Here is a 20683-nt window from a genome sequence, read left to right as displayed (position 1 = left end):
AATTATTTAATTTTTCAGGAGAGAAAATGCGTTTTACATCCCAATCCAAAACCCTGGCCATGTTGATTTCCAGCGTCGTTCTGATGTCTGCCTGTGCTTCCAAAGTACCACTGGAAGAAAAGAAAGTTGAAGACAAGCCAGTCTCCACCACCAACAACACCCAGCCAGATACAAGTGGCGTCAAGACAGTAACAGCAACTGTTGACCCGCTGACACAAGGTGCATTGGCAAAACGTAGCGTGTATTTTGACTTCGACAGCTATGTTGTCAAAGATGAGTTCAAACCAGTGGTTGAGGCTCACGCCAAATACCTGGCAGCAAACAAGAACCGTAACATCCTGATCCAGGGTAACACTGATGAACGCGGTGGTCGTGAATATAACCTGGCACTCGGTCAAAAACGTGCAGAAGCAGTGCGTAAATCCCTGACTTTGCTGGGTGTATCTGATTCCCAGATTGAAGCAGTTTCCCTGGGTAAGGAAAAACCAAAGGCAACTGGCAGTGACGAAGCATCTTGGGCAGAAAATCGTCGTTCCGACATTCTGTACAAGTAATTCTTCATACCTGAAAGCCTCGTAAGAGGCTTTCTTTGCATTTGACGCCGGATCGCCATGTTGGCTGATCCAGCGGGTTTTTATTTTTTTCAGGTTGCCATGAAATTGAATTCTCTACGCTCCACTTTTGTCGCCGCAGCATTTGCCTGCGCCTTTATGCCATCCATGGCATCTGCCGGTCTGTTTGACGATGACGAAGCGCGCAAGGCTATCCTGGACCTGCGCACCAAGATAGACGCTGTCAGCGCCCGTCTTGACAACAAGCTGGAGACCAAGGCTGACAAGAGCACCGCTCTGGAACTGGCAAATGAAAATGAACAACTGCGTGCGGAAATAGCCAGGCTGCGTGGCCAGATAGAAATACTGACCAACGACCTGGCAAATACGCAGAAACGTCAGCAGGATTTTTATATCGACCTCGACAACCGCATGCGCAAGATGGAACCCAAGCGTATGACAGTCGATGGCAAAGAAGCCACGGTGGATGTCAACGAACAGCGCGCCTATGATGCAGCGCTGACCCTGTTCAAGGCTGGGGACTACAAAAATGCTGCACCGGCGTTTTCGAGCTTTCTGGTGAACTACCCGCAGTCTGCGTTTGCCGGTTCGGCACAGTACTGGCTGGGCTTCTCGTATTTCGCACAACGCGATTTCCGCAATACGATTTTGAACATGCAGCAAGTGGTCAAGAATTATCCTGACCATCCCAAGGCGCCAGATGCCTTGCTCAATATCGCATCCTGCCATATCGAACTGAAAGAAAAACCAGCTGCTAAAAAAGCCCTGGAAAGCGTGATTGCACAGTACCCTGACACCGAAGCTGCACAGGCAGCCAAGAACCGCCTGGCCGCCCTGAAATAAGGCCCGGCCCGATATTCTGGTAGTGCCGTTGACAGAGCGTCCGGGACATACTATAATTTCGGTCTTTCGGGGGTCGTTAGCTCAGCTGGTAGAGCAGCGGACTTTTAATCCGTTGGTCGCAGGTTCGAATCCCGCACGGCCTACCACGAATTCCAAAGACTTAGGTCGTGTTACTAAGTCTTTAAATTTTTCAGAAGTACATAGCAGTTTTGGGTCGTTAGCTCAGCTGGTAGAGCAGCGGACTTTTAATCCGTTGGTCGCAGGTTCGAATCCCGCACGGCCTACCAAAATTCTCAAAAAAGCCCACGAATTTCGATTCGTGGGCTTTTTTAATTTCTGCTGCTGCAATTGAGGTTATTTATGTAACTAACCACGATAGTCATTGGCGGTTAAGCAAAAATAATAATGCGAGTCTTGTGTGCAATTAGATATACGTCAGTTATTGTTGTTGCGCTCGATATCGATACATAACTAATTATTTGGTCGCGTGACATAAACAATGCTGTTCCAAAGCACTCTCTGGGCTTGTTACGGCTATAAATCTACCCTACCGTGTATCATCGCATGTGCTAGATATATTGATGCGAATAGCAAAAAAATAGCATAGCGATTGTCTATGATCATTTTTGCTTAATTTGCTGTAGAGCGACCATACCTTTCAGGTGTTAAATAATTCCTAACCTATGCAATCGTAACTTCTTGTTGCGGAGGGATTGGGATCGCACTTATTCCATCCTCAAAAAATGACGGTCCAAATAGTTCGTAAGCTTCACGTACCAGTTTAAGCATTAACCTAATAATGCAGTTCCACTCTGAATCATTTTTTTTGACCATTTCATGAATTGGTCGATAATGTACTAAGTTGTTTCGAATGCTATAAATATTGCCTGCTACCGACTTAGCCAGTTTCTCATCAGTGCGTGGCCGCACTGTCTCTTGCCCATCTACATGTACTGTTTCTTCTGTAGGAATACGAAGCAAAATGCAAGCTTCCTTGATACTGGCTTTGTCGCACTTCTCTAAGATCGCTATCAGGGCATCTTCTTCTTTTGGTCGCCAAGACAAGTGCGTCTCAAGTAACTCTGCTAATTGTCTTAGCGGTTTATTCGATGCCCAGTCATTTTTTAAAGCAGCAACTTTCGTACAAGAATAGATTTGCTCTATACAGCGATAAGTATCGAGAAATAGACCTTCCCACGTCAGAGTCATCATACCTCGAACGATATTGGCATACGGAATATGTCGAGGGCCTGCTTCAAAAAAATCGATCAAAGACTCTATGGTGGTTCTCTCCAATTCAATCTGAAGATTGTCTAGGGTGCGTGCTATGAAGGAACCCGTAATCCTTTGAAGATCATGTTGATACTCATAATAAACACTTCCCTTGTAGGCTAGAACTGTTGGAAATAGAGGTGTGATTACGTCAAGTTTGTGTCCGGCATAGCCCGCATTGTCAATGAAATCTGATTCAATAGCATTTTTTATTTCCGAACCGGTCGCATTCGAAAGAACTTTGGCTTCCAGTACTGCGCATGTAAACAAAGCGGGAGTGAGAGGAGTAGCCTCAATTCCTTCTGGAGGTACATCGGGTTCGGGGAAATCAAATAAACAAAAGTAGGTTTCCTCGCGATGTTCAATTTGTACAATTCGACTTTTTCGTCCAAGCAGAAGTGCTGATAATTTTGCGTCACTCAACAACTCAGAATCTTCATCACTAATCTTGGTGATATATCTTGACTTGTCTGCGTTCTGAATAATTACATTTTCATTAGCTGCACGCTCAAATAGGAGTTGAAAAATCGATCCATTCATTTCTTTTTTGGTCCTCGGCACGTTAGGCTCTCCAGCAGACGCCTAAGTTCGGAACGTTAAAATCTTCTTCAATTAATACTTTGAACGCTTTTTCAAAGAAAACTCTGTCATTGCGACCAATTGCAGAACGTTTTACGGATTTTATTTTTTCACTCAAAATTTCCAAACTAAGAAATTCCTTTAACGCGTCCATTTCAAGACTTTGCAATTGTGCTGTTAGATTTCCTACGCCAGATGAAAGAGAATTTAAGGCTGCTTCACTATCTTCAACAGTGCGATCCATGCCAATTCGACCAAGTACGTATAACGAACATGCCACTACAAAACCGATTCTAGCCGGTTGTGAATCAAAAATATTTCTTCCGATAGTAAATTTCGTAGTCTCGGTTTCTTCTTTTGACTCGGCATCGCTATCGTCAAAGCGAGAAAATGATTTATCCAGATCAACCATCGCTTGTGCTATTGGGTAGAAAAATTTGTTGTATTTGTCCAGTACTAAACTTTCTGCGATATCTAATCGAGAAAATTCATCAGCTAAGGTCTCCTGTGTGTCAATTTCGAGCCTACGGAGACCGAAAGCCAAGTATGCCTCTACTAAATTATCCGCACTAAATTCTCCTCCTTTTGTTCTGCGACCACCACTTGGTAGTGAAATGAGTCGAACGAACTTAACTTTTCTGGACATCTCATCAATTAATGGCGCATAGACAACTTGTAATTGATGCTTAATGTTCCAAGGAACTTGTCCTGTATTGAGTACTAACATCCTGTAAATAAGGTTGTCAGTGGATTGGGAAAACCAAATCTCGACGCGAACAAGATGATTTTTTACTGCCTCAGCTTCAGCGATTGCATCCAGTAGAGCCGTGGTTCTTTGCATCCCATCAATAATGGAAATATGGCTTACTAGGTCTTTGGCTAAAAGGTCTAATATTTCAACGTCGGTACTATTTGATAGAATATTTAGTTTGCTCTCATCACCTATTACTACGCCGATGACAATCGGTGGAAGCAATGCTCCTTTCACTATGTCGCTAATCATTCGTTGTCTGATTCTGCGTGCAGTTGTTGTTTTGAGCGGCTCTCGTTGCCCTCTTAGCCCGCCTCGAGTATGGTAGGCCGGCTCAACGAATGATAGATAATTTTGTACTGTCATTGTTGACATTAGCGAAAAACAATGAACTCGCTCATCGCGAAGTAATCCATTTTTTGGTGTATTCATTTTTAGGACCGAATTAGCTGAATAGTTGCGTACATGTTAATCTAAAGATATATGTTAAGCATAGCATGCTGCATTGATTATTATGTGTCTTGTTTGCTTTACTAATCAGCCGTTTGTTAGGCAAGACCTGTCGGTGTTCAGGCACGCTGCCAGTGCATTATCCAGTTCTCTTGCCAGCTTTTGCCCTGGTCGCGTGATATGGTCTGGTACCAGCGGCAGGTGTTGCCGGTGATCTGGTCCCATACGCCGCGTACCAGGATGGTCTGGTCGCCGTCCTTGTCTTCTGATTCCCAGATGCCGGCGCCGTTGCTGAAGCTGCCCCAGGATGGTGGCGGGGTGAGTATGCCGTTCTTTCCATTGACCCAGTAATCAGCCCATAGTTTGCGCTCTACATCCAGCAGCCTCAGGCCCATGCCACTGAAATTGCGTAAAGGGATGCGCAGTTCTTCCACGCTGGCGACGCCGCCCAATATCTCAACGACGCTGGCTTCGCCTTCAAAGATATCCCATTCACCACCTTTCAGGCGGCGATGCCTGATTTTCCAGTTGCCAGACAAGAAGTGGAAATCACCGGGTTTGCCGGTTGCGGGCAGATTTGTTGTTGCTGAAGCCGCTGCTGTTGACGCTGTTGCTGCGATGCCCGCAGCCAGTTGCAGCAGGCTGCGGCGTTTCAGGTCGGATGGTTCTGTCAGTTCGGCTTCATTCACTATATCGCTCATGTTGTTTTCCTTGATCATTGATGAAAGATGATGCTTATGCATCGCTGCCTGGTACTGGAAACGATGGATAGAGCTTAAATGGCTAATAGGTTAATATTTATCCTAATTTATCTTGTTGAATTATTATTTGCATGCATTGTGAAGTTGATGCGGATGCTTCATATATGTTTTGACAGCGAAAATTTGTCCCAAGCCTGTTATGGTGCTTGCTATGGTGGCTTGCTTGCATCTTCCTGATGAACCTGCTTGTGTTTCTTTTGCCGTGAATGGGCTTATGCCTTATCATGCTGGACCTTATGTTTGAGCACGACGAACGATTGCCATGAAAAAGAAAACTGCCAGGACAGAAACAACCGACAGCTCGGAAAAGCACGAGATTCGTCCCGGCCAGTCGCTGGAATTGCTGAAAGAGCTGCATATACTGACGCGTGACGGCAAGCTGAATCAGGACAGCCGCCGCAAATTGAAGCAGGTCTATCATCTGTATCAATTCATCGAGCCCTTGTTGCAGAAATTGCAGCAGGATCATGCAGATATCAGCCTGGTTGATCATGGTGCCGGCAAGTCTTATCTGGGATTCATCCTGTATGACCTGTTCTTTAAATCGGGGCAGGCGCAGAGCAAGGCCAGGATCTATGGCATAGAAACCAGGGATGAGCTGGTGCAGCGTTCTGCCGACCTGGCGAAGCGCCTGGATTTTCCCGGCATGTCTTTTTTAAACCTGTCTGTTGCAGATTCCATCACTTCGGCGGCATTGCCGGAAAAAATCGATATCATCACGGCCCTGCATGCCTGTGATACGGCAACCGATGATGCGATACAGTTTGCCTTGAAGAAGAAGGCACAGTTCATGGTCTTGGTGCCTTGCTGCCAGGCTGAGGTCGCGGCAGAATTGCGCAAGACCAAGGGTGATGCAGTCAGAAATAACCCCTTGTCAGAAATGTGGCGTCACCCCATCCATACGCGTGAATTTGGCAGCCAGATCACCAATGTGCTGCGCTGCCTGCAACTGGAAGCGCATGGTTATCAGGTCAGGGTCACAGAACTGGTAGGATGGGAGCATTCGATGAAAAATGAATTGATCGTGGCAGAATACAAGGGCTTGCCGTCAAAACGCCCGGCAGAGCGCCTGGCAGAAGTATTGAAGACAACGGGACTGGAAGCGATGCAAAGACGATTCTTTGTGTAGCAGTAGGGTTTATGTTGTCGGTCGCGGGCTGTTGCTAGTGCGCCACTCCAGATAAGGGTGGTCACCGACTAGTCATAAAGAATGATTAATATCATTTACTCTTATTTTGTTTTTGTATCGTGGTTTGCGTCTTTATATGCCTGAATGTGCATTATTGTGCATCAATGCGCGTCAAACTCACACCTCATCAGTAAAGGATAGAAAACATGCTGGCCGCCGTTGACCTGGGTTCCAACAGTTTTCGTATGCACATCGCCAGGCATGAAGGTGATGCGATCAAGGTAATCAAAAGTGCCCGTGATCCTATCAGGCTGGCAGCTGGCCTGGACAAAAGCGGCAACCTGACACCAGAAGCCATGCAGAAGGCAATCAGTTGCCTTGCACGCTTTCGTGAAATCCTCAATGCCTACCCGGTTGAAAACCTGCGGGTGGTGGCGACCAATACTATTCGCATCGCTAAAAATGCCAGTACCTTGTTGCCGCTGGCTGAGGCAGCAATCGGTTGCCCCATTGAGGTTATTTCTGGCGAAGAGGAGGGCCGCCTGATCTATATGGGTGTGTCAAATGCAGTCTCCATACCGGGCGAGCGCCGCCTGGTACTGGACATAGGCGGTGGTTCGACCGAGGTAATACTGGGACACGGCCATGAAATCGTCAAGGTGGAGTCTTTTAGCATTGGTACGGTCAAGCACAGTGCCAGCTTTTTCCCGGATGGCCGCCTGACCGAGGCTGCATTTGATGCTGCCATCCTGTCAGCACGCTCGATGTTTGAAGATGCCGCACCACCTTACCAGCCGCAGCACTGGCGCAAGGCGTATGGCTCGTCAGGCACCATGCGGGCGATTTCTGATGCGATCAGCAAGGGTGGTCTTGGCGATGGCGCACTGACGCTGAAAAGCCTCAATGCCCTCAAGCAGTATTGCCTGCAATGCGGACAGATCGATCAACTGGAATTGAGTGGCATCAAACCGGAACGGGTGGCCATGGTGGTTGGCGGCCTGGCGATTTTGATCGGCCTGATGACAGAATTTAATATCAGTATCCTGCTCCCGGTCGAGGCTGGTCTGCGCATGGGGGTGATGTGGGATCTGTATCTGCGAGCCACCAAGCGTGACCGTCGTGAAGTGTCGGTGCAGAATTTTGCCCTGCTGTTCCACACCGATTTGTCACGCGCCAATCGCGTGGCAGATATGGTCAAGTCCCTGTATCAGCAATTAAAACCGGCTTCTGATATCTATGTGCGCCTGTTGCAATGGAGCGCCACCCTGCATGAAGTCGGCATGGCGATTTCGCATACGGGCTATCACAAGCATGGCGCCTACATGATAGAAAATGCAGATATGGCTGGCTTCACCACGCGTGAACAAAGAGTCATGAGCAAGCTCATCCTCAGCCAAAAAGGTAATTTGCGCAAACTTGGCGAAGGGCTGGTTGACCAGGATTTTGCCAAGGCCGTACTGGCCCTGCGCCTGGCTGTCATGCTCATGCATTCACGGGCAGAGATCAATTTTGAAGACATACGTCTGAAAATGAAGGGGCGGGTAGAGCTGGAAATGAAGCGCGACTGGGTCAGTGTTCACCCTACGGTCTCTTACTGGCTGCAAAAAGAAATTGAAGCATGGCGTGAGATAGGCATAGATTTTTTGGTCAGGGCGAGTGTTTAGCTGTCCAGTCTTTCATTGCTCAATTAAACAAGAATCGTGAAGACGCCCGATGCATAGCATCGGGCGTTTTTGCATTGGGGGGACCCAACAGGAGCATGCATAGATAAAAATTCTAAGGGGGCTCGTGTCTCTGCCATAGCAGGGGACTGCAACTAAGGTAATCAATACCCGTAATGCAGCTTGCGACCAGATCTTCGAATTTGCGCTGCCCAAGCCCATTCTTGAAATATGGGGCGATTAAATGATGTGCAATAATTTTCTTGTATGTAACGAGTGTTTCATGTAACATCTGTTTCATGACTAGACGAGATGAACTGCGCGACAATGCGCTTGACTACTTTTTGAGCTATGGCCTGGCTGAACTGTCGCTACGGCCACTGGCAGAGAAAATTGGCAGCAGTGCGAGATTATTGATCTATCACTTCGAGTCCAAGGAAAAACTGATCACGGTCGTGATGGAAGAGGTACGCTCGCGGGTTCAGCAATCAGTAGTCAAGATGATGCAAACCGCTCAAGGCGGGGCGAGCATGGAGACTTTCTGGTGCTGGATTACCGATAAGAACAATATTCGTTATGTGCGCTTGCTGTTTGAGGTGCAGGTACTGGCAATGCAAAACCCCGCAGTCTATGCGCAATATCTATCCGATACGAGTTCCAGTTGGCTGGCTGTGCTTGAACATGGCATACCTGAATCAGCTGATCGTCGCATTATTGCAACCCTGTGCAGTGCTGTGATTGATGGCCTGGTGCTGGAATATATGAGCACGGGCGATTTTGATCGCACTACCAGCGCCTTGAAATTCTTTGTTTCACTGTTAAGTCAGCATACTGAAAAATTCAAACTTGGGAATCAAGAACCCCGAGTTTTATGAGTATGAAATTCCAGGAATAGGGCTTGGAAGGATGGGCAGAAATCGATAGTACTTCTGCCCCCGGCCTTCCTGGCATCGATGAAAATTCTCCCCTGTTGTATTGCGCACGAACTTCACCAGATATAAGGATAGGCTCAGCATGAATAAACTTGATGGCACTTCAACCAGCGGCGCGGGAATAATAGAAAACTCCAGGAAATTATTGGCTTCGCCCAGGCATACATTCACTTTGTTTGGCATTGTCATGATCTTGCTGGTCGCGGGCATACTGAACTCTTCAAATAAATCCGGTGTCAGCCAGGCAGCTAATCCATCACAGATGATTAAGGTCAATTTGATCATGATTGCTGTGCTATGGTACTGGGCATTCTTCATTTATAAGGGCATGCAAGGCTATGGCCGTTCAATTCTGGAATTTTTTGAATTAAAGTCTTTCACGCTGGGTAAATTGATGGGTGACTGTATCTATGCGGTACTTGCATTCGTCGTGATTTACGCATGTTCACATGGTGTGCATACTCTCTTGCCTGATCAGGGCGCACCTTCCAGTAACCCAATTCTTTCTTCCAAACCGGCTGGTTTATTAGGCGTCGCTGTCTGGATATGTTTATCCATCAGTGCAGGCATTTGTGAAGAGATCGTGTTTCGGGGTTATCTCCAGCGCCAGCTCGCTTTAATGACGGGAAATGTCGGTATTGCCATTTTGCTGCAGGCCGTCCTGTTTGGTATAGGGCATGCGTATGAAGGCTTTGGCTCAGTAGTAGCCATCGTACTGCATGGATTATTCCTGGGTATACTTGCCAAATGGCGTGGCAATATACGTGCTGGTATTATTGAGCATGCGGGGTGGGATATTATCGCCGGATTTGGCCTCTTAAATGCGAATTGGTAAAATCGCCGTGACGGAAAGCAAGCGCAGTTCACAGTAAAATAACTGTAATGCTTCGTTTGCAATTCTGAATGTATTCAGCCCGTTTCTACCCCTGTTATTTTGCAGGCTTGGAAGAGGGCAATCAAATGCAATCGGCCACCATCATTGATCTGAACACCCGACCTAATAATTTGCCGGATTTGTCATAGGCCTCAAATAATACTGTACCACCAAACTTGTTAGGTTTGCCGCCGACCAGGTCGTAAAAGTGTATCCTGATGACTTCCTTTAAGGGGAACGATATGCTCGTCTTTTCAGCCAGGCGCGGGTCATGTTGCAGTTTGTAGATGTGGACGAGCGAGGTTTCCGCTTCATTGAGCTTGCCGTAGGCTGTTGAATAGGTATCGATTTCAAAGTCAAGATCCCTGGATACAGGGTAGTCTTTCATGGTGATATCCTGATTGGCAGGCTTGCCATCAATCATTGCTTTCATCGTTCCATCAGTCGACTTGTCTATCTGAATGGCAAATTGATGTTTGCCATTGCCAAAATCCGGGAAACTGGCGCGGCATTTTAAAACTTCTTCTGCACCTGCCAGGTTGACGAGTACGCTGCTTGCGACGGCAATAAGATATTTGAAGGTATTCATGATGTCGTGACTGATCCGTTCCGTTGAGTTAAATGACGGGCTCAGGATGACATAGTCCGCGGTCAATGCCACGTGTTGCTTGTAAAGTATTGAATGCCAATACCGCAGGCAATAAAAAAGCGATGCCGGATAAATCAGGCATCGCTTTTGAGCCGGAGAGGCTGTATCAGAAATCGAACTGCGCCGATACTTTGTATGTACGTGGTGCGCCCGGGAATAAATAGCCACCCAGCGATTGCGTCACGTCACGCCAGTAAAACTTGTCGAGTGCATTGTCGATATTGAAGCGCAAGGTGGTAGCAGTATTGCCCAACTGAGTGATATAGCGCGCACCCAGATTGACAACATGGTAGCCCGGTACTATCACGCTATTGTCAGGGCTGAATGCTTTGCTGCTCGCATATTGCCAGGTCGCATTCAGGTTCAGGCCCTTGACTTCAGCCACAGCGTAGTCGGTATAGACGGACGATTTCAGGCGCGGCACGTTCATGACACGCTTGCCATCAATACTGCTGATGCCGGAATCTTGCTGCTTGGCGTCGAGTGCGGTGACGCTCGCACCCAGGTGCAACTGATTCGTCACTTTGCCCTGGGCAGACAATTCCAGGCCAGTGTGCAAAGCCTCGCCGCTGCTGACATAGACATTGCTGGTATTGGTGAATTCCAGCGGTTTTTTGATACGGAAAATCGCAGCCGACAAACTCAGGTCGCGTTGTACGTCGGCTTTGATACCAAATTCAAACTGCGTGGACTTGGCCGGGTTCAGCATCTTGCTGGCATTGATTGTGCCAAACGGTGCAATGCCGCCGTGTTCCAGCCCCTGGGAAAAACTGCCGTAGACAGAAACTTGTTGAACCGGTTTGTACACCAGGGCTGTCGTTGCCAGCAATTTGCTTTGATCGTAGCCAGGGTTGTCAAACTGTGTGCGTGCAATATGCAAGTGGCGCAAGCCCAGGTGCAGTTTCAGGTTGTCTTGCAGGCTGATGATGTCCTGTACAAATGCTGACCACTCCTTATCAGTGCGACGCAGGAAAGCCGGGCCAGTCCTGTTGGCAGATGGCGGTACATTGACAGGCTTGAACAGATTGCTGCTGCCAGCATAGTCATACACGTAATCGCCAAAATAATCGCGTCTTTGTGAACTGGACAAGCCAGCAGCCAGTTCATGGTTGACGCTGCCGGTGGCAAACTTGCCGTTCAATATGGCTTGTGTGCCCCACAGTGACTTGGACTCATTCACGCTTTGATAGTCATACACATCATAGTCGCCATTGGCGCAATAGCCAGGGTAGAGATTGGCGGCACCGCAACCATAAGGGAAGGCAGTGTAGTCGTCACGCTTGAATTCATGTTTGTTGGCAGCCAGGGTGGCGCGCCAGTCGGTGTTGATCTGGTATTCAAAGCGCAGGCCCAGGTTGCTGTTGCGGGTGTCGACTGGTTTGGCCCAGGGCTGGGCATTGAGCATCAGGTCAGCCGCCACACCACGTGGCAAATCCGTGCCATTGAATAACTGGAAGCCGGGTACGGATAATTGTGACTTGTGCTGGTAGTCAGCATCAATTTGCAGCAAGGCTTGCGGTGTGATGTGCCAGTCAAAGGCAATAGATGCAAACTGACGGTCACCGTCAGCCCCTTTGACGTAGGAGCGCATGCGTTCGCCGGCAGCGTTGATGCGGAAGCCGAATCGTTTGTCGCTGCTATTGTCACTGATGTCGGCTGTTCCATACAGGGTGCCGCGCTCACTTACTTCAAAGGTGGCAGAGCGCAGTGGTGAACTGGTCGGGCGCTTGGTCACATAATTGATGATGCCGCCAGGTGTGGCAAAACCAGCCTGGAAACCGGCGATACCCTTGAGGATTTCTATGCGCTCTTTGTTTTCCAGCGGGATGGATGCGTCCCCTGGGATAGCAAAACCGTCCTTACGGTAGCTTGACGAGTTATCAAGGGCAAAACCACGTATGGAAAATTGCTCTGCATAGCCGACGGCGTTATAGGCATCGTTGACACTGGCATCAAATCGGGTTGCATCGGTGGTCTGCCTGATACGCAAGTCCTGTATCTGTCCAAGTGTGATGGCATTCACGGAATAAGGTGTGTCGAGCAAGGGAGCGTCAATGAAGCCTGTGACCTTGCTGCGCTCTGATTTGGCTTCGCCGGTTTTGTTGCCGGTAATCGTTACTTCTGGCAGGGACTTGTCATTGCTCTGCGCATGTGCAGACGATAGTAACAGGCAAGCCTGGGCAATGGAAAAAGCGATGAGGCGTGGACGTAATACGGTAAAGTCGGACATGGTTTGCTCTTGGTTTGCTTTTTAATGCGTTGTGGATGGCAGCGCGGGAGCAAACAAAGAAACAGGAGTGGCCGGGACTTTGCGCTTCCCTTCGCTGGCATTATCCAGATCAGGTAGAAGGGACTCTCTCACCCAGGAATAGACATTCCCAGGACCCCTAGCGTAGGCGACAGTTTAACACGAAACCATTTGCTCAGCCTTTGTGAGGCGGCGAGGGCGCTTAGCTGCCCTGTTCTGCCCCGATTTTCACGGTGCGGAAATTGCGCCACAAACCCTCCGCCGAATACACAAACAAGGCCGCCCAGATGGCGACAAAACCAGCCAGTTTATTGTGGTCGAAAGGCTCATGGTATAGCCATACGCCGAGCAGCAATTGCACCAGCGGCGAGATGTATTGCAATAACCCCAATGTGGTCATCGGAATACGTCTTGCACCGGCAGCAAACAATAGCAAGGGGATAGCTGTAATCGGCCCGCTGATGAGCAGTAGCATTTTTATGTCCAGGCTACTGGCGAAAAAGCTGTTTTGCCCTTGTGTGGTCAGCCAGCATAGCCAGCCAAAGGCAAACGGGAAGAGCAGGGCGGTTTCCAGCGACAAGCCTTCCAGCGCCCCAAGGGGGGAGGTTTTGCGTAGCAAGCCGTAGGTGCCAAAGGTGCCGGCCAGCACCAGGCCTATCCAGGGCAGATGACCAGTCTGTATCGTCAGCCAGGCAACACCTGCAGTGGCCAGTACAACTGACAGCCATTGGCCGGGACGCAATTTTTCACGCAACCAGACCGAGCCTATGAGGATATTGACCAGGGGGGTAATGAAATAGCCGAGGCTGGCGTCAACGATATGGCCGTGATTGACCGCCCAGATATAGACAAACCAGTTGGCAGACAAGAGTAGGGCGCTCAAGGCAAAACCTGCGATGAGCCTGGGTTGTCTTACTGCTTCCCTCACCCATGCCCATTGCTTGCGCCATGTCAAAACACCAAGCAGGAAGAGCAGTGACCACAACATGCGGTTGAGCAGAATTTCCAGTGCAGGTACGTCGTGCAGGGTTTTGAAATAGATGGGAAACAGGCCCCAGAGAAAATACGCGGAGCCTGCAAACAAGATACCTTGGCGCATGAGAAGCAATCAATCTGTAAGGCTTGCGGCAGCAAGCGAGACAAATATTATCGCTTTAAATTCAATTGTTTGCTGTGTCTGCCTATTTTGCCCTGGCCGTAGCGATGTGTTTGCATAGCGCTTCTGTGCCATCCAGTATGCGTGGGCCGGCGCGATTGAGCCATTCATCTTTGACCGCATAGAAGTTGTTCTTTTTGACGGCGGTCAGGATGGGGAATTGTTTCCAGTCGGCCAGCGCATCGGTGGACTCTCCACTGGTCAACATCATGTCTGGATTCGCTGCAAGCACTGCTTCATTGGTAATGGTAGAACTGAGTTCCTTCAGTTTGCCAAATACATTTTTGCCGCCGCACAGCCGTATTGCGTCTGAAACCATGTGATCATCATTGAGTGTCATCAAGGGTCTGCGCACCATCTCGTAAAACACACGAACCGGGTTTGCAGAAGGAGGCAATTGATAGGTCTTGCGCAAATTGTCCAGGCGTTGGCGAAACTTCTGTGCGGCTGCTTTGCCAGCGTTTTCTGTTCCGGCCAGAATCGCCAGTCTTTCTATGGACGTCGCCACCATTTCAAAATCATGTGGTTCGCTTTCAAACACAGTGACATGATTGCTGCGTAATTTGTTGGCCAGTATTTTTGCACTACCTGTGCCCCAGACTACCACCAGGTCGGGCTTCAAGGCCAGCAGACGCTCCAGGTCCAGGGCAAAGATGTTACCTATCGACGGCAGTTTTTTTGCTGCTTCCGGATAATCGCTGTAATCGGTGACCGCAACGATACTCTTGTCTGCACCAGCTTCGAATAGCAACTCGGTGATATGCGGGGCCAGGCTGATGATGCGCTGTGCCGGCTTGGCAAGACTGACTTCACGTTGGGCGTCATCTTTTACCGTGATGGCAGCCTGACCCGGAGCAGCAAAAAAAAATGCCGCAAAGCCAAGTGCCAAAGAGATTGTACGGATCGAATTTGCGGTCATGTCTGATGCGGCTTTCAACAGTCGCATCAGATTTCCAGGTTATCAATCAGGCGGGTGCCACCGAGTTTTGCCGCAGCCAGTACGACCAGAGGTGTCTTTTGTGCGATATCACCGGCTGATGGCGGTTGCAGGTCGGCGCGTCTGCGTATGGAGATATAGTCTGGCTTCCAGTTGCGTGAAGCCAGTTTTGCCATGGCTTCGCGTTCCAGTTCAAACATGTCAAGGTGACCATTGCGCACTTCATTTGCTACGGCATTCAAGGCTTGATACAGGGCCGGTGCCTCTGCGCGCTCTTCGGCGGACAGGTACATATTGCGTGAAGACAGGGCCAGGCCATCATCTGCACGATAAGTGTCGGCCGCAATGATTTCGGTCGGCAAGGCAAACTGTTTGCTCATATTGCGCACGATCATCAACTGCTGGTAATCCTTTTTGCCAAACACGGCGACCTTGGGCTGGACGCAGGAAAACAGCTTCAATACCACCGTGGTGACCCCGGTGAAAAATCCGGGGCGGAATTCACCTTCAAGGATATTGCCAAGATCGTCAGGCGGGCGAACGCGATATTCTTGCGGCTCCGGGTACAGGTCTTTTTCTGTCGGGGCAAACAGGACGTAGACACCTTCTTTTTCCAGTTTTTCTACGTCAGCCTGGAAGGTACGCGGGTATTTGTCGAAATCTTCATTCGGCCCGAATTGCAGGCGGTTGACGAAGATGGAGGCGACGACCGGGTCACCGTGTTTTTTTGCCAGGCGCATCAGCGATAAATGGCCTTCATGCAGATTGCCCATGGTCGGTACAAATGCTGTACGCAATTGTCCGCTTAACTGGTCGCGCAATTCTTCTATGGAGGAAATGATTTTCATGATGCAGCTCTAAGGTAGTAAGGGTTTGGGGCCGGACTGATATCAGGCCGGCGAATAAGCCAGGCGCACATAAATGGGTGCAAAGGCTTCTGCCTGGGTGATTTCTATCAGGGTTTCTTTTGCCAGTTCAAGCAGGGCGACAAAATTGACGACGAGTACAGGCGCACCGCGGCTGGGGTCGAACAGATCAGAAAATTCTACAAATTTGGCCGATTGCAGCTTGCGCAAAATACCTGTCATGTGCTCACGCACTGATAATTCTTCGCGGCTGATTTTATGGTGGGCGACCAGGGTGGCGCGCTTCAATACATCAGCCCAGGCAGCCTGCAAATCGGCAATATCAACATGCGGCCAGTGCAGGACGGTATTTTGTTCTACAAAAACCTGGGCATGTAAAAAATCACGGCCCAGTTGTGGTACGGCGTTCAAATCATAGGCGGCCAGCTTCATCTGCTCGTATTCAAGCAGGCGGCGCACCAGTTCTGCCCGCGGGTCTTCTGCTTCTTCGCTGTCGGCGCTCTTGTTGGACGGCAGTAGCATGCGCGATTTGATTTCTATCAGCATGGCAGCCATCAGCAGGTATTCGGCGGCCAGTTCCAGATTGTGTTTGCGTATCTGGTCGACATACTGCAGGTACTGCAGCGTGACTTGTGCCATGGGAATATCAAGGATATTGAAATTCTGCTTGCGTATCAGGTAAAGCAATAAATCCAGCGGACCTTCAAAGGCTTCCAGAAATATTTCCAGTGCATCAGGTGGGATGTACAGGTCGTTGGGGAGCTTGAACAGCGGCTCGCCATACAGTTTGGCGAACGCCAGCCCATCGACAACGTCTGGCGTGCTGTCGACTGCACCAACCAGTGGTAGTTCGGTCGGCGTTAACGAATTTGTTGCGTTTGTGGTGGTCACAAGCGTGTCAGTGCAAAGGCAGTATCAGCTTTTGATACGCCCTTGATCAGCCTTTGTTTTGATAAACGTAGGCTTGCTGTTTGATGCGCGATTCCAGATTGCGTTTTTGCGTATCAAGATCGATGGCCTGTTTGTCCCACAGCAGGGCACGGCCATCACGCTGGCTTTGTTCCAGATCAGGATTGTTTTTTTTCAGGTCTTTGATGAACTGCGTCGCTTCGGATTCGTACAGCGAGAATTGCTTGGAGAATTTCATAATTTGAAATAAACACGAAAAGTCGGATGAAGCCGCATTTTACTCTGCTTTTAGCCAGAAAATGGGATTTCAGCCACAGAGTAAAGGTTCGATTTGGCTAAATGCTTCATATATCTTTGACTTCCAGCCACTTCTTGACATGCCTGGGCTGGTAGCTGGCAAATTTTTCAAGCAGCAGTGCGGGATCGGTTTCTATGTACAGTAAATCCAGATGGGCCGGGCGCAGGAAGCCTTGCTCTACGGTGTGCAACAAGAAATCATGGAGTTTTTGATAGAAATGATTGGTATTGTATAAACCCACCGGTTTTTCATGAAAACCCAGCTGTGACCAGGTCAGCACTTCAAACAACTCTTCCAGGGTCCCTATGCCACCGGGCATGGCGATGAAGGCGTCAGACAGGTCTGCCATCATGGCCTTGCGTTCATGCATATTGGCAACAATATGCAATTGTGTCAGGCCGGTGTGGCCGACTTCCTTGTCCATCAGGGCCTTGGGAATGACGCCGGTCACGCGGCCGCCAAGGCGCAGAACCTCGTCCGAGATCACGCCCATCAGGCCGACATTGCCACCACCATAGACCAGGCCTAGACCTTGACTGACCAGTTGTGCAGCCAGTTGCCTGGCTGCCATGGCATAGTCTTCGGTAACCCCGGGGGAAGAGCCGCAATAAACGCAAATGTTCTTCATGCCGGGTTTATCTTGCGCAAATAATCTTGCGAGAGTTTTTCAAAAACACTCTTGGTTTCACCTCGCAAATAAGGGCTGATCAGCACAATTACCTGATAGCAGCCACGTGCCAGGGATTCAGACATGGTCTGCAGTTCTGTGTATTTGCGTGGATTGCGCACGTATTCATAGGACAGCCAATAAGTGGCCACCACGACCATATTGGTCGCCAGGGCGTCGATATCCATGTCACTGGCTTCAAACTCACCGTCGGCACGCAGACCTGTACATAATTCCGTCGCGACTTTGATCTTGTGGGTCAGGATTTCCTTGAAATTCAGTTCCAGTTTACGGTTTCTTGACAGCAAGTCGTTCAGGTCGCGGTAAAAGAAACGGTAACGCCAAACCAGTTCAAAGGTCAGGTGCAGGTAAGTCCAGATGTCCTGGATGTTGGCTTTACGACCTTCGGGGAAGGCCAGTTTTTTATTGATCTCTGCCTCAAATTGCACAAAGATGGAGTTGACAATATCGTCCTTGTTGCGAAAATGGTAATACAGATTCCCGGGAGAAATATTCATTTCTTCCGCAATCACGGTAGTGGTGATATTGGGTTCACCGAACTCATTGAAAAGGCGCAGGGACAATTCCAAGATGCGTTCCCTGGTCCGACGAGGAGCTTTGTGTTGCATGTCATTCTTCTCGATAGATTATTTCATAAGAATAACATTGAAAGCGCAACATCAAAAGAGTATCAGTCTTCCTCAGTGGCTTTCGGATCAATTTTTGCGGGAATATGAATCAATCTGGTCTTGGCCCAGCGATCATGCAGGAACTGTCCCTGTTTGTCCATTCGCGCCGTGTAGGCCCAGCCTGCCATTCCAATAGCCAGCACGGCCATGGATGGCCATTGCTTCAAACCCAGTTGATAAACCAGGGCCATGGCTGGCAAGAACCACATCCATGCCAGGCAATAGCGGACCATCGCCTTGACGACGGGCAGTTTGCCGCCATCGAGGTCGACCACTTTGATGCGCCAGGTCTGCATCGCCAGGGTCTGTCCGCTACGGCTCCAGCAAAATACGAAATAAGTACCAATAACAAGAAATAGCCAGGCCATGCGGGCATGACGTAATACCAGTGCATGCTTGCTCTGGGTTATCACGTCAAATATAAAGCCGGAAACGAAAACAATCCCGAATAACAGCATGGCTTCATAGACCATGCAAATCAGGCGACGACGTAATGGTGGAGCAGACAATTCAGAATTCACAGATTTACTTGCTTGAGCCTTGTTGGGCAGGGTTGCTGGCAGTCGTTGTATCGGCCGTATTGGGTGGCGGAGTTGTGGATACGGCTGCCGATGCTGCAGCAGGAGTAACTGCAGCTGGTGGTGTAACTATTGTAATTACGGGCAGTGGCGTGCTCGCCGGCTTGGGCCCTACTTTGATGGGTGCCAGGATTTTTGGATTTTTCAGTGCATCGGATGGCAGATTGGTGACACTTTTCTTTTTTTCATTCTCTGCCGCCAGGCGCTTTTTCTCTTCTTCGCTCAGTTGCTGGTATTGCTGCCACTGTGCTGATTTGTGCTCAGGCTTCAACTGGTTCGATTTTGCATAGTTTTCACGGGCGGCCATACGCTGTTCGGGCGTCAATTTCACCCAGTCGCGCATGCGTTCCTGTAGCCTGGCTTGTTCGTCAGGCTTCATGGTCGGATAGCGGTTGGCGATTTCCAGCCATTTTTTCTTGCCCAGCTCTGACATTTTGTCCCAATCCGGACTCAATGGGGCAAGGACCTGTTTCTGTGCAGGAGTAAGTTCATTCCAGGTCGGCTTGCTGACAGTGCTGACGCCAAGCAGGCTGCTTAAGGGTTTTGCCGATGCCTGGACGGCATAGGCAGGAACGGCAATACCGCTGGTGAAAACCAGCGGTATTGTGAGGGCGATAATAGATAGACGACTTGACTTCAGGCGACTGGACTTCGGTATTAACGCTAACGTCACTACTACTCCTCTGTTTTGTTCAAATAAGCACTGAACCCGGTATCAACATAAGCAGCTGGTGGCAATTCGTCAACTAAAACGGCGGTATCGATATCGGCCAGTTCGTTAATGTTTTGCTGTTGTTCGTACTCGTAGATGCCCAGCAGGCCAACCACCAATACCAGCAAGGGCAGGGCGATGCCCAGCTTGCCCATCCACGAGCCAGGCCCCTGGAAGGAAAAACCGGTATTGCCAGCAAGCATGTTGCTGACTACCCTGACTGCTGCCGGTGCTTCTTGTTTCTTGCGAGCCATTGCCATTTTGCGGGCCTGTGCCAACCTGTCCAGTGTAGGGGCAGGCAGGTTTTCTGCCGACTCATTCAGCGCTCGCCTGACCTTGTAAGCAAATTCAAGGTCTTTCGCTTCTTTTGAATAGTTCATAGGTGAATTCCTTTAGCCTTGAGCGTGACGGCAAGTGCATGCGTTGCTCTTGAACAGTGAGTTTTGACACTGCCTTCCGAACAACCCATTGCAGCGGCGGTTTCCGCTACATCCATGTCTTCCCAATAACGCATGAGGAAGGCTTCCCGTTGACGCGCGGGAAGCTTTTTTATTTCTTCATCAATGATGATCAAAACCTGCTCGCGTTCTATCTTGTCTGCACTTGATTCTGCGGCTTCACTGCCTTCTTCGGCAGCATAGCTTTCCAATAAGTCAAAATTGTCATCATCCTGGTTATTGGATGGTGTAATGCTGGAAAACAGGCTGACCCAGGTATTGCGTACTTTTTCCCTGCGGAAAAAATCAAGTATGGTGTTTTGCAAGATGCGCTGGAACAGCATGGGCAGCTCTGCCGCCGGCTTGTCACCATATTTTTCGGCGAGCTTGATCATTGCTTCCTGGACAATATCCAGAGCAGACTCTTCATTGCGTACCGTGTAGACAGCATGTTTGAAAGCGCGGCGTTCTACGCCTTCCAAAAAGCTGGATAGTTCTTTATCTGTGGCCATCTTTGGCAGTTGCGTTATGGAGCAGGTGCTGTTTTCCTTGTTGGATTGGTCTTTTCAAGGAGGCGGCCTAAGCTCAAAATTGCGCACATGCTAGCAAAAATACGCGCTTGTGTCCTGAATTTTGTCATTTCTTGTCATTTTGTAACAAACTAGGGTGCCTGCAGGATGAGCGAAAAGTGAGGGCAGATGAAATGTCAGGTG

The 20683-nt window shown here is 49.2% G+C and carries 22 protein-coding genes, 2 tRNA genes and 1 riboswitch; of the genes, 8 read left to right on the top strand and 16 right to left on the bottom strand.

The genetic code is table 11. From position 1 onward, the window contains the following. Positions 1-26 precede the first annotated feature (26 nt). From pal to LZ463_RS16855, 4 genes are all read left to right on the top strand, one after another. Entirely contained in the window at positions 27-554 is a 528-nt protein-coding gene (gene pal, locus LZ463_RS16870) for a peptidoglycan-associated lipoprotein Pal (protein ID WP_241456973.1), read from the top strand. 99 nt (positions 555-653) lie between these two features. Then, positions 654-1415 (top strand): tol-pal system protein YbgF, encoded by a 762-nt coding sequence (gene ybgF / locus LZ463_RS16865; RefSeq protein ID WP_241456972.1) that lies wholly within the window; start codon positions 654-656, stop codon positions 1413-1415. 70 nt (positions 1416-1485) lie between these two features. Beyond that, positions 1486-1561, top strand: a tRNA-Lys gene (locus tag LZ463_RS16860). A gap of 65 nt (positions 1562-1626) precedes the next feature. Further along, positions 1627-1702, top strand: a tRNA-Lys gene (locus tag LZ463_RS16855). Between the two features lie 394 nt (positions 1703-2096). Here the strand turns inward: LZ463_RS16855 and LZ463_RS16850 are convergent. The 3 genes from LZ463_RS16850 to LZ463_RS16840 all read right to left on the bottom strand — a co-directional run bounded on the left by LZ463_RS16850 (position 2097) and on the right by LZ463_RS16840 (position 5168). Continuing rightward, complete coding sequence (locus tag LZ463_RS16850; RefSeq protein WP_241456971.1) at positions 2097-3227, bottom strand: hypothetical protein; 1131 nt, start codon at positions 3225-3227, stop codon at positions 2097-2099. A gap of 22 nt (positions 3228-3249) precedes the next feature. Continuing rightward, positions 3250-4449, bottom strand: a complete 1200-nt coding sequence (locus LZ463_RS16845; protein ID WP_241456970.1) for a hypothetical protein — start codon at positions 4447-4449, stop codon at positions 3250-3252. A 137-nt stretch (positions 4450-4586) separates the two neighbouring features. Further along, positions 4587-5168, bottom strand: coding sequence for a hypothetical protein (locus tag LZ463_RS16840; protein WP_241456969.1), 582 nt, complete (start codon positions 5166-5168; stop codon positions 4587-4589). 322 nt (positions 5169-5490) lie between these two features. Between LZ463_RS16840 and LZ463_RS16835 the strand changes: the two genes are divergently transcribed. From LZ463_RS16835 to LZ463_RS16820, 4 genes are all read left to right on the top strand, one after another. Beyond that, positions 5491-6357, top strand: a complete 867-nt coding sequence (locus LZ463_RS16835; RefSeq protein WP_241456968.1) for a class I SAM-dependent methyltransferase — start codon at positions 5491-5493, stop codon at positions 6355-6357. A gap of 206 nt (positions 6358-6563) precedes the next feature. Next, positions 6564-8021 (top strand): Ppx/GppA phosphatase family protein, encoded by a 1458-nt coding sequence (locus LZ463_RS16830; RefSeq protein WP_241456967.1) that lies wholly within the window; start codon positions 6564-6566, stop codon positions 8019-8021. Positions 8022-8317: 296 nt separating this feature from the next. Continuing rightward, complete coding sequence (locus tag LZ463_RS16825; protein WP_241456966.1) at positions 8318-8893, top strand: TetR/AcrR family transcriptional regulator; 576 nt, start codon at positions 8318-8320, stop codon at positions 8891-8893. A 139-nt stretch (positions 8894-9032) separates the two neighbouring features. Continuing rightward, positions 9033-9785, top strand: a complete 753-nt coding sequence (locus LZ463_RS16820; protein WP_241456965.1) for a CPBP family intramembrane glutamic endopeptidase — start codon at positions 9033-9035, stop codon at positions 9783-9785. A gap of 121 nt (positions 9786-9906) precedes the next feature. Here LZ463_RS16820 and LZ463_RS16815 read toward each other — a convergent pair whose 3' ends face one another. The 13 genes from LZ463_RS16815 to LZ463_RS16755 all read right to left on the bottom strand — a co-directional run bounded on the left by LZ463_RS16815 (position 9907) and on the right by LZ463_RS16755 (position 20482). Continuing rightward, complete coding sequence (locus tag LZ463_RS16815; RefSeq protein WP_241456964.1) at positions 9907-10413, bottom strand: hypothetical protein; 507 nt, start codon at positions 10411-10413, stop codon at positions 9907-9909. A gap of 166 nt (positions 10414-10579) precedes the next feature. Then, positions 10580-12703 (bottom strand): TonB-dependent siderophore receptor, encoded by a 2124-nt coding sequence (locus LZ463_RS16810; RefSeq protein ID WP_241456963.1) that lies wholly within the window; start codon positions 12701-12703, stop codon positions 10580-10582. A 69-nt stretch (positions 12704-12772) separates the two neighbouring features. Continuing rightward, positions 12773-12872, bottom strand: a riboswitch (TPP riboswitch). 51 nt (positions 12873-12923) lie between these two features. After that, on the bottom strand, positions 12924-13820 hold the full coding sequence (gene rarD / locus LZ463_RS16805; protein WP_241456962.1) for an EamA family transporter RarD: 897 nt from the start codon (positions 13818-13820) through the stop codon (positions 12924-12926). An 82-nt stretch (positions 13821-13902) separates the two neighbouring features. Further along, on the bottom strand, positions 13903-14823 hold the full coding sequence (locus LZ463_RS16800) for a cobalamin-binding protein (protein ID WP_241456961.1): 921 nt from the start codon (positions 14821-14823) through the stop codon (positions 13903-13905). Then, positions 14823-15662: a pantoate--beta-alanine ligase gene (panC, locus tag LZ463_RS16795; RefSeq protein WP_241456960.1), complete on the bottom strand. Its 840-nt coding sequence runs from the start codon at positions 15660-15662 to the stop codon at positions 14823-14825. Before panC ends, LZ463_RS16800 begins: the two co-directional genes overlap by 1 nt. Before the next feature lie 42 nt (positions 15663-15704). Then, complete coding sequence (locus LZ463_RS16790; protein ID WP_241457061.1) at positions 15705-16523, bottom strand: segregation and condensation protein A; 819 nt, start codon at positions 16521-16523, stop codon at positions 15705-15707. A 94-nt stretch (positions 16524-16617) separates the two neighbouring features. Continuing rightward, positions 16618-16827, bottom strand: a complete 210-nt coding sequence (locus LZ463_RS16785) for a DUF3460 family protein (RefSeq protein ID WP_241456959.1) — start codon at positions 16825-16827, stop codon at positions 16618-16620. A 106-nt stretch (positions 16828-16933) separates the two neighbouring features. Then, positions 16934-17515, bottom strand: coding sequence for an LOG family protein (locus tag LZ463_RS16780; protein WP_241456958.1), 582 nt, complete (start codon positions 17513-17515; stop codon positions 16934-16936). Next, positions 17512-18183: a TetR/AcrR family transcriptional regulator gene (locus LZ463_RS16775; protein ID WP_241456957.1), complete on the bottom strand. Its 672-nt coding sequence runs from the start codon at positions 18181-18183 to the stop codon at positions 17512-17514. The genes LZ463_RS16780 and LZ463_RS16775 overlap by 4 nt, the downstream gene beginning before the upstream one ends. A 62-nt stretch (positions 18184-18245) precedes the next feature. Continuing rightward, complete coding sequence (locus tag LZ463_RS16770; protein ID WP_241456956.1) at positions 18246-18764, bottom strand: RDD family protein; 519 nt, start codon at positions 18762-18764, stop codon at positions 18246-18248. Between the two features lie 4 nt (positions 18765-18768). Then, positions 18769-19494: a DUF3106 domain-containing protein gene (locus tag LZ463_RS16765; protein ID WP_241456955.1), complete on the bottom strand. Its 726-nt coding sequence runs from the start codon at positions 19492-19494 to the stop codon at positions 18769-18771. A 2-nt stretch (positions 19495-19496) separates the two neighbouring features. Continuing rightward, on the bottom strand, positions 19497-19913 hold the full coding sequence (locus LZ463_RS16760) for a DUF3619 family protein (protein WP_241456954.1): 417 nt from the start codon (positions 19911-19913) through the stop codon (positions 19497-19499). After that, the gene (locus tag LZ463_RS16755) at positions 19910-20482 is read right to left on the bottom strand and encodes an RNA polymerase sigma factor (protein ID WP_241456953.1); all 573 of its coding nucleotides are present in this window, start codon (positions 20480-20482) and stop codon (positions 19910-19912) included. The genes LZ463_RS16760 and LZ463_RS16755 overlap by 4 nt, the downstream gene beginning before the upstream one ends. Positions 20483-20683: the final 201 nt, after the last annotated feature.

This window comes from Undibacterium paludis (genome assembly GCF_022568815.1).
Lineage (GTDB): Bacteria > Pseudomonadota > Gammaproteobacteria > Burkholderiales > Burkholderiaceae_D > Undibacterium.
Note: the sequence above shows the minus strand (reverse complement) of the source record. Positions and strands in the feature narration are given on the sequence as shown.

What these genes read in the sequence shown, in the direction of transcription:
- LZ463_RS16820 (WP_241456965.1), top strand. Translation starts at nt 9,033, where the DNA reads ATGAATAAACTTGATGGCACTTCAACCAGCGGCGCGGGAATAATAGAA.
- LZ463_RS16815 (WP_241456964.1), bottom strand. Translation starts at nt 10,413, where the DNA reads ATGAATACCTTCAAATATCTTATTGCCGTCGCAAGCAGCGTACTCGTC.
- LZ463_RS16775 (WP_241456957.1), bottom strand. Translation starts at nt 18,183, where the DNA reads ATGCAACACAAAGCTCCTCGTCGGACCAGGGAACGCATCTTGGAATTG.
- rarD (WP_241456962.1), bottom strand. Translation starts at nt 13,820, where the DNA reads ATGCGCCAAGGTATCTTGTTTGCAGGCTCCGCGTATTTTCTCTGGGGC.
- panC (WP_241456960.1), bottom strand. Translation starts at nt 15,662, where the DNA reads ATGAAAATCATTTCCTCCATAGAAGAATTGCGCGACCAGTTAAGCGGA.
- ybgF (WP_241456972.1), top strand. Translation starts at nt 654, where the DNA reads ATGAAATTGAATTCTCTACGCTCCACTTTTGTCGCCGCAGCATTTGCC.
- LZ463_RS16760 (WP_241456954.1), bottom strand. Translation starts at nt 19,913, where the DNA reads ATGAACTATTCAAAAGAAGCGAAAGACCTTGAATTTGCTTACAAGGTC.
- LZ463_RS16800 (WP_241456961.1), bottom strand. Translation starts at nt 14,823, where the DNA reads ATGCGACTGTTGAAAGCCGCATCAGACATGACCGCAAATTCGATCCGT.
- LZ463_RS16845 (WP_241456970.1), bottom strand. Translation starts at nt 4,449, where the DNA reads ATGAATACACCAAAAAATGGATTACTTCGCGATGAGCGAGTTCATTGT.
- pal (WP_241456973.1), top strand. Translation starts at nt 27, where the DNA reads ATGCGTTTTACATCCCAATCCAAAACCCTGGCCATGTTGATTTCCAGC.
- LZ463_RS16810 (WP_241456963.1), bottom strand. Translation starts at nt 12,703, where the DNA reads ATGTCCGACTTTACCGTATTACGTCCACGCCTCATCGCTTTTTCCATT.
- LZ463_RS16825 (WP_241456966.1), top strand. Translation starts at nt 8,318, where the DNA reads ATGACTAGACGAGATGAACTGCGCGACAATGCGCTTGACTACTTTTTG.
- LZ463_RS16785 (WP_241456959.1), bottom strand. Translation starts at nt 16,827, where the DNA reads ATGAAATTCTCCAAGCAATTCTCGCTGTACGAATCCGAAGCGACGCAG.
- LZ463_RS16840 (WP_241456969.1), bottom strand. Translation starts at nt 5,168, where the DNA reads ATGAGCGATATAGTGAATGAAGCCGAACTGACAGAACCATCCGACCTG.
- LZ463_RS16755 (WP_241456953.1), bottom strand. Translation starts at nt 20,482, where the DNA reads ATGGCCACAGATAAAGAACTATCCAGCTTTTTGGAAGGCGTAGAACGC.
- LZ463_RS16780 (WP_241456958.1), bottom strand. Translation starts at nt 17,515, where the DNA reads ATGAAGAACATTTGCGTTTATTGCGGCTCTTCCCCCGGGGTTACCGAA.
- LZ463_RS16835 (WP_241456968.1), top strand. Translation starts at nt 5,491, where the DNA reads ATGAAAAAGAAAACTGCCAGGACAGAAACAACCGACAGCTCGGAAAAG.
- LZ463_RS16850 (WP_241456971.1), bottom strand. Translation starts at nt 3,227, where the DNA reads ATGAATGGATCGATTTTTCAACTCCTATTTGAGCGTGCAGCTAATGAA.
- LZ463_RS16830 (WP_241456967.1), top strand. Translation starts at nt 6,564, where the DNA reads ATGCTGGCCGCCGTTGACCTGGGTTCCAACAGTTTTCGTATGCACATC.